Origin of the sequence: Nocardiopsis alborubida (assembly GCF_012396365.1) — a bacterium.
Taxonomy (GTDB): Bacteria; Actinomycetota; Actinomycetes; order Streptosporangiales; family Streptosporangiaceae; genus Nocardiopsis; species Nocardiopsis alborubida.
On sequence record NZ_JAAXPG010000059.1, the window covers coordinates 1 to 6,989 of the forward strand.

The window sequence follows — 6,989 nt, forward strand, 5'->3', positions numbered from 1 at the left end:
CCCCCCCCCCCCCCCCCCCGCTCCGCACGGCAGGCCTCAGCCGACCAGCGGCTCGCCCTCCAGTTCCACGCCCGCCTCGCGCAGCCGCTCCAGCGCCGCGTCCACGGTCGGGCGCGACACCCCGGCGGTCAGCCCGAGCAGCACCCGCGTGCGCAGGCCCTCGGCCACCGCGTCCAGGGCGGTCGCCTTCACACAGTGGTCCGTGGCGATGCCCACCACGTCCACCTCGTCCACCCCGCGCTCGCGCAGCCACGAGCCCAACGTGACCCCGCCCTCCCCGGTCACACCCTCGAAACCGCTGTAGGCGGCCGTGTAGTGCCCCTTGTCGAAGACCTCCTCGGCCAGCGAGGCGTCGAAGCCGGGGTGGAACTCCACCCCCGGCGTGCCCGCCTCGCAGTGGCGCGGCCAGCTGTCCACGAAGTCGGGCTCCTCCGAGAAGTGCTCCCCCGGATCGATGTGGAAGTCGCGCGTGGCCACCACGTGGTCGTAGTCGCTCGCGCGGGCGTACTCGGTGACGGCGGCCGCCGTGACGGCTCCACCAGTCACCCCCAGGTTCCCTCCCTCGCAGAAGTCCTTCTGCACGTCCACCACGATGAGCGCCCTCACAACGGCACCCCTTTCCGTCGTCGTCGGGCCCGACCGGGCCCGTGTACCGCCACCCGGTTGACCTGCGCTAACCATCATGCGGGAGATCAGTCGGACGGCCGCCCGCTGGTGCGGGAGCCTCCGCGGAACACTCCCTAGTGGAACACCGTCGGCAGCGCGGCCTCGCCACGCGACATCCGCAGGGCCTCCTCGGGCAGCTCCGCCACCGCCGCCCGGTGCCGCTCCCGGGCCTCGTGCACGCTCTCGCGGCCCACCACCACGCCGTCGGTGACCAGCGGCCGCAGCAACGGGCGCGTCCCCACCTGCGGGGAGGGTGGATGGGGGTAGACCTCCTCGGCCACAGCCGTGCCCTTGTCGTCCAGGCGCCGTACCGCCCACTTGCGCCCGCCCCGGCTCGGCTTGCCCACCGAGCGCTTGGCCACCGGCTCCAGCGGCGCGTCCTCCTCCAGACCGCGCGCCCGCGCCACCAGCTTGTACACCAGGGACACCGTCGGCGCGCCCGAACCGGTCACCAGGGAGGTGCCCACCCCGTAGCCGTCCACCGGCGCCACCGCCAGGGCCTGGATGGAGTGCTCGTCCAGGTCCCCGGTCACCACGATGCGGGTGTCCGTCGCGCCCAGGGAGTCCAGTTGCGCCCGCACGCGCCCGGCGTGGGCGGCCAGGTCACCCGAGTCGATCCGCACCGCGCCCAGCTCGGACCCGGCCAGCTCCACGGAGGTGCGCACCGCGCGCTCCACGTCGTAGGTGTCCACCAGCAGCGTCGTCCCGCTGCCCAGGGACTCCAGCTGAGCCTTGAACGCGTGCCGCTCGCTGTCGTGCAGCAGCGTGAACGCGTGCGCCGCCGTCCCACCGGTCGGCACTCCGTGGGAGCGCCCGGCCTCCAGGTTGGAGGAGGTGGCGAACCCCGCGACGTAGGCGGCGCGGGCCGCGGCGACCGCGGACCGCTCGTGCGTGCGCCGCGACCCCATCTCGATCAGCGGCCGCCCGCCCGCCGCCACCACCATCCGCGTCGCGGCGGAGGCGATCGCGCTGTCGTGGTTGTACACCGACAGGGCCAGGGTCTCCAGGAGCACGGCCTCGGCGAAGGAGGCCTCCACCACCAGGATGGGCGATCCGGGGAAGTACGCCTCACCCTCGCCGTAGCCCCACACGTTGCCCGAGAACCGGTAGTCGGCCAGCCACTCCACGGTGCGCTCGTCCACGACCCCGTTGTCGGACAGGAAGTCGAGTTCCTCCGTGCCGAACCGGAACCGCTCCAGCAGCTCCAGGAAGCGGCCCGTTCCGGCCACGACCCCGTACCTGCGCCCCTCCGGCAGCCGCCGGGCGAACATCTCGAACACCGAGTGGCGGGCGGCGGCGCCGCTGTGCAGCGCCCCCTGGAGCATCGTCAGTTCGTAGTGGTCGGTGAGCAGCGCGCTGCTGCTGTCCTCGCTCATGCGCACGAGCCTAATCCGTGCCGGGCGGGCCGGATGATGCCGCCCCCACCAGCACCGGGCCGCCGCGGCCCTCACCGCCCGCCAACAACACCCATTTGGTTGGTAGGGAACCGGATGTAGGTACTCTGGGAGGCATGCTGAGGATTGATCGCGCGATCTACGACAGGATCGTCGCACACGCCCGCCGCGACCACCCCGACGAGGCGTGCGGCGTCGTGGCCGGCCCCGAGGGCTCCGACAGCCCCGAGCGCTTCGTCGAGATGGTCAACGCCGAACGGTCGCCGACCTTCTACCGGTTCGACTCCCTCGAACAGCTCAAGGTCTGGCGGGAGATGGACGACCGCGACGAGGAACCCGTCGTGATCTACCACTCCCACACCGCGACCGAGGCCTACCCCTCGCGCACCGACGTCTCCTACGCGTCCGAACCGGGCGCCCACTACGTGCTCGTGTCCACGCGCGAGCCCGACACCGTCGAGTTCCGCTCCTACCGGATCGTCGACGGCCAGGTCACCGAGGAACCGGTGGAGGTCACCGGGCCCGGCGACGGCGCCGCGACCGCCCCGTAGGTTCCACACCACACGGGGCGGCGCCCAGGAATGGGCACCGCGCGCCCCCTGTTGGCAATGAACGCACACCAACGACCGCTAACGGAGAAACCTTCATGGCCATCGAGGTCCGCATCCCGACCATCCTGCGCAACCTGACCGGCGACGCCAAGGTCGTCGAGGGTTCCGGCGACACCCTCGGCAAGCTGTTCGCCGACCTGGACAGCCGCTACCCCGGCATCGCCGGGCGCCTGGTGGAAGATGGCAAGCTGCGCCGCTTCATCAACGTCTACCTCAACGACGAGGACGTGCGTTTCGTCGGCGGTCTGGAGGCCGAGCTCTCCGACGGCGACAACGTGACGATCCTGCCGGCCGTGGCCGGCGGAAGCCGCTAGGCCGCACATGCGCTACGACTCCCTGCTCGACTCCCTCGGCGGCACGCCGCTCGTCGGCCTGCCCCGGCTCTCGCCCTCGCCGCAGGTCCGGCTCTGGGCGAAACTGGAGGACCGCAACCCCACCGGCTCGATCAAGGACCGCGCCGCGTTCTTCATGATCGAACAGGCCGAGAAGGACGGGCTGCTCTCCCCGGGCTGCACCATCCTGGAGCCGACGTCGGGGAACACCGGCATCTCGCTGGCCATGGTCGCCAAGCTGCGCGGCTACCGCATGGTCTGCGTCATGCCGGAGAACACCTCCGCCGAGCGCAAGCAGCTGCTGGCCATGTGGGGCGCCGAGGTCCACTTCTCCGACGCCGCGGGCGGCTCCAACGAGGCCGTCCGCGTCGCCAAGGAGATGGCCGCGGCCCACCCCGAATGGGTCATGCTCTACCAGTACGGCAACCCGGCCAACGCCCGGGCCCACTACGAGACCACCGGGCCCGAGATCCTCGCCGACCTGCCGGGGATCACCCACTTCGTGGCGGGGCTGGGCACCACCGGCACCCTCATGGGAGTGGGCCGCTACCTGCGCGAACACCGGCCCGACGTGCAGATCGTGGCGGCCGAGCCGCGGTACGGCGAGCTGGTGTACGGGTTGCGCAACCTCGACGAGGGGTTCGTGCCCGAGCTCTACGACGAGTCGGTGCTCACCACCCGCTTCTCCGTGCCCTCCGAAGCCGCCCTCAGGCGGACCCGGGAGCTCCTGGACAAGGAGGGCATCTTCGCGGGCGTCTCCACCGGCGGCGCCCTGCACGCCGCGCTGGGCATGGCCCGCAAGGCCGAGAGGGCGGGGGAGAGCGCCGACATCGCGTTCGTCATCGCCGACGCCGGGTGGAAGTACCTGTCCACCGGCGCCTACGAGGGCACGCTGGAGGAGGCCGAGGAACGCCTCGACGGCCAGCTCTGGGCCTAGGCCCAGAGCTGCGGAACCCGCCCGGCGTCCGCCGTGACCCGTCCGGGGAACGGCGGCCCGGGCCCCGGCGGAGGCCGGCACCTTCGGGTGCCGGCCTCCGCGCTGTTCTGAACACCGGTGAAACAGGCCCTGAACAAACAAGACATACGTCGTCAAGCGGTGTGAAAAATTCACACGTGACCGAGGTCGCGTGAGACGCGGGACACATTTTGTACCACCTGGCCGGGCATTGGGGTACACCCGTAACAACGGGACATCCGCAGAACCAGCCGCCATCCGCACTCCGCACAGACTCTCGGCGGGGGTGCCACGGACGCCGCGCGGCCCATCGAGAAGGCGACGACGACGTGCGACTCACGATTATCGGGTCCTCGGGGAGCTTCCCCGGGCCGGACAGCCCGGCTTCCTGCTACATGCTCGAAGCGGACGGTTACCGCCTCCTGCTCGACATGGGCAACGGCGCGCTCGGAGCTCTCCAGCGGCACATCGACATCTACTCCGTCGACGCCGTCTACCTGAGCCACCTGCACGCCGACCACTGCTTCGACCTGTGCTCGTACTGGGTGGCCAGGATGTTCCACCCGGGCGGCGCCAAGCCCCGCATCCCGGTCTACGGGCCCAGCGGCGTGGCCCGGCGGATGGCCGAGGCCTACGGCCTGGACCCCGAACCGGGCATGACCGAGGCGTTCGAGTTCCACGAGCTCGCCCCCGGCCCGTTCTCGCTCGGCCCCTTCCGGGCCCGTGTCGACCACGTCAACCACCCGGTGGAGGCCTTCGGCATCCGCCTGGAGCACGGCGGTGCGGCCATGGCCTACTCCGGAGACACCGGGGTGTGCGACTCCCTGGTGGACCTGGCCACCGACACCGACCTGTTCCTGTGCGAGGCCGCCTTCCAGGACCACCTCGACCACCCCAAGGACATGCACCTGACCGGCAGCGAGGCGGGTGAGCACGCCAGCCGGGCCCGCGCCCGCCGCCTGCTGCTGACCCACCTGGTGCCCTGGAACGACGACGACGTCACCCTCACGGAGGCGCGCTCCACCTACGGCAGCCCCATCGACCTGGCCCGCAGCGGCCAGGTGCACACGGTCGGCGGCTGACCGGGACCGGGGGGAAGGGTCCGGCCGTGCGGTTCCGCGCTCCAGCACCGCGGGGCACTCCACGGATATACGCTCTTGTCCATGGCCCGACCTGACGGACGCGTTCCGACCCAACTCCGCCCTGTGACCATCACCCGCAACTGGCTCCGCCACGCGGAAGGCTCCGTACTCGTCGAGTTCGGGGACACCCGCGTGCTGTGCGCCGCCAGCGTCGAGGACGGTGTCCCGCGCTGGCGCCGCGGTACCGGCGAGGGGTGGGTCACCGCCGAGTACGCGATGCTGCCCCGCGCCACCGACACCCGGGGCTCCCGCGAGTCGGTCCGCGGCAAGATCGGCGGCCGCACCCACGAGATCTCCCGCCTGGTCGGCCGCTCCCTGCGCGCCGTCGTGGACTTCAAGGCGATGGGCGAGCACACCATCACCCTGGACTGCGACGTGCTCCAGGCCGACGGCGGCACCCGCACCGCCGCGATCACCGGCGCGTACGTGGCGCTGGCCGACGCGATGAAGTGGCTGCGCAAGCGCCGCAAGCTCAAGAACAACCCGCTGACCGGCTCCCTGGCCGCGGTCAGCGTGGGCGTGGTCCAGGGCCAGCCCCGGCTGGACCTGAACTACCTGGAGGACTCGGTCGCCGACACCGACATGAACGTCGTCCTCACCGGCGACGGGAAGTTCATCGAGGTGCAGGGCACCGCCGAGGGCGCACCCTTCGACCGGGACCTGCTCAACCAGCTGCTCGACCTCGCCGTCTCCGGCTGCGGGGAACTGACCGCGATCCAGAAGAAGGCTCTGTCGGAGTGACCGCCGCCCCACCGGCGGTGCGCCCCAGGGAGGGGGAACCGTGAAGATCGTCCTGGCCACGCGCAACGCGAAGAAGGTCCCGGAGATGCGGGCCATCCTGGCCGACGCCGGGGTGGAGGCCGAGGTGCTCTCGCTCGACGCCTTCCCGGACGCGCCGGAGGTGCCCGAGACCGAGGCGTCCTTCCTCGGCAACGCGCTGCTCAAGGCGCGGGCCATCGCCGAGCACACCGGGCTGCCCGCGGTCGCCGACGACTCCGGTCTCGCCGTGGACGAACTGCGCGGGATGCCCGGCGTGCTGTCCGCCCGCTGGGCGGGCCGTTTCGGCGCGGGCGACCAGGACCGGGCCAACCTGGACCTGGTCCTGGACCAGATGGCCGACGCCCCGGCCGAGCGCAGGGGCGCCGAGTTCGTGTGCGCGGCTGTGCTGGTGATGCCCGACGGGACCGAGGCCGTCGCCGAGGGGGTGCTGCGCGGCCGTCTGGTGCGCGAGCGCCGCGGGGAGAACGGCTTCGGGTACGACCCGGTGTTCGTCCCCGAGGGGGAGAGCCGCACCACGGCGGAGCTGTCCCCGGAGGAGAAGAACGCGATCAGCCACCGGGGGATCGCCTTCCGCATGCTCGCCCGGGAGCTCGCGGACATCCTCTGAGGTCCTCGTCCCCGGGGCGGTCCCGCCCCGGGGACAGAAAACCCCGACCTCCCGTGTTTGGCCCCGCGGCCTCCGGGAAGGGTCAGTGTCAGACGACGAGCAAGCCGACGAACGACCAGGCCCCGGACCAGGAGTCCCCTCCGAGTCCAGGCGGATTTGACGCCGCCGCTGAGGTTGCCTAAACTCGATCGGGTCGCTGCGGGACGGCGAGACACCCCAAGGGGTCGACTCGGAACCGGACCGCTGTTCTGACCTCCTCTCCAGGCTTCGATGGTTCGAGCATGTGCTCGGGGCGTGTAGGCTCGGGGAGTTACCTCGAAAGAGGAACCGGTCTTCTTGATCCGGTGCAATTTCGCAGAAACCGCCGATTTGGCAGGGTGCGGAACACCTGATAAAGTAAAGACACAACAAAGCGGAAACGCAGACGCCTTCGGCGGAAAAGCAACACCCTCACCGGGTGGGCTCGTAAGCGAAGAGCGGTTGTTTCTTGAGAACTCAACAG

At 71.1% G+C, this 6,989-nt stretch carries 8 protein-coding genes; 6 read left to right on the forward strand and 2 right to left on the reverse strand.

Translation table 11 applies throughout. The features are described 5' to 3' along the window. Nucleotides 1–36: 36 nt before the first annotated feature. Nucleotides 37–606: a nicotinamidase gene (locus HGB44_RS31260; RefSeq protein ID WP_061083710.1), complete on the reverse strand. Its 570-nt coding sequence runs from the start codon at nucleotides 604–606 to the stop codon at nucleotides 37–39. A gap of 134 nt (nucleotides 607–740) precedes the next feature. Beyond that, on the reverse strand, nucleotides 741–2,042 hold the full coding sequence (locus HGB44_RS31265) for a nicotinate phosphoribosyltransferase (protein ID WP_061083709.1): 1,302 nt from the start codon (nucleotides 2,040–2,042) through the stop codon (nucleotides 741–743). A 134-nt stretch (nucleotides 2,043–2,176) separates the two neighbouring features. On the opposite strand from HGB44_RS31265, the gene HGB44_RS31270 reads away from it, so the two are divergent. From HGB44_RS31270 to rdgB, 6 genes are all read left to right on the forward strand, one after another. Beyond that, the gene (locus tag HGB44_RS31270; RefSeq protein WP_061083708.1) at nucleotides 2,177–2,611 is read left to right on the forward strand and encodes a Mov34/MPN/PAD-1 family protein; all 435 of its coding nucleotides are present in this window, start codon (nucleotides 2,177–2,179) and stop codon (nucleotides 2,609–2,611) included. 95 nt (nucleotides 2,612–2,706) lie between these two features. Continuing rightward, entirely contained in the window at nucleotides 2,707–2,985 is a 279-nt protein-coding gene (locus tag HGB44_RS31275; RefSeq protein ID WP_061083707.1) for a MoaD family protein, read from the forward strand. Between the two features lie 7 nt (nucleotides 2,986–2,992). Then, nucleotides 2,993–3,940 (forward strand): PLP-dependent cysteine synthase family protein, encoded by a 948-nt coding sequence (locus HGB44_RS31280; protein WP_061083706.1) that lies wholly within the window; start codon nucleotides 2,993–2,995, stop codon nucleotides 3,938–3,940. Nucleotides 3,941–4,287: 347 nt separating this feature from the next. Further along, on the forward strand, nucleotides 4,288–5,040 hold the full coding sequence (locus HGB44_RS31285) for an MBL fold metallo-hydrolase (protein WP_061083705.1): 753 nt from the start codon (nucleotides 4,288–4,290) through the stop codon (nucleotides 5,038–5,040). A gap of 81 nt (nucleotides 5,041–5,121) precedes the next feature. Further along, nucleotides 5,122–5,841 carry a ribonuclease PH gene (gene rph, locus HGB44_RS31290; protein ID WP_082768660.1) on the forward strand — a complete coding sequence of 240 codons (720 nt, stop codon included), beginning with the start codon at nucleotides 5,122–5,124 and terminating at the stop codon, nucleotides 5,839–5,841. Nucleotides 5,842–5,881: 40 nt separating this feature from the next. Further along, the gene (rdgB, locus tag HGB44_RS31295) at nucleotides 5,882–6,487 is read left to right on the forward strand and encodes an RdgB/HAM1 family non-canonical purine NTP pyrophosphatase (protein ID WP_061083703.1); all 606 of its coding nucleotides are present in this window, start codon (nucleotides 5,882–5,884) and stop codon (nucleotides 6,485–6,487) included. The last annotated feature ends 502 nt before the right edge of the window (nucleotides 6,488–6,989 follow it).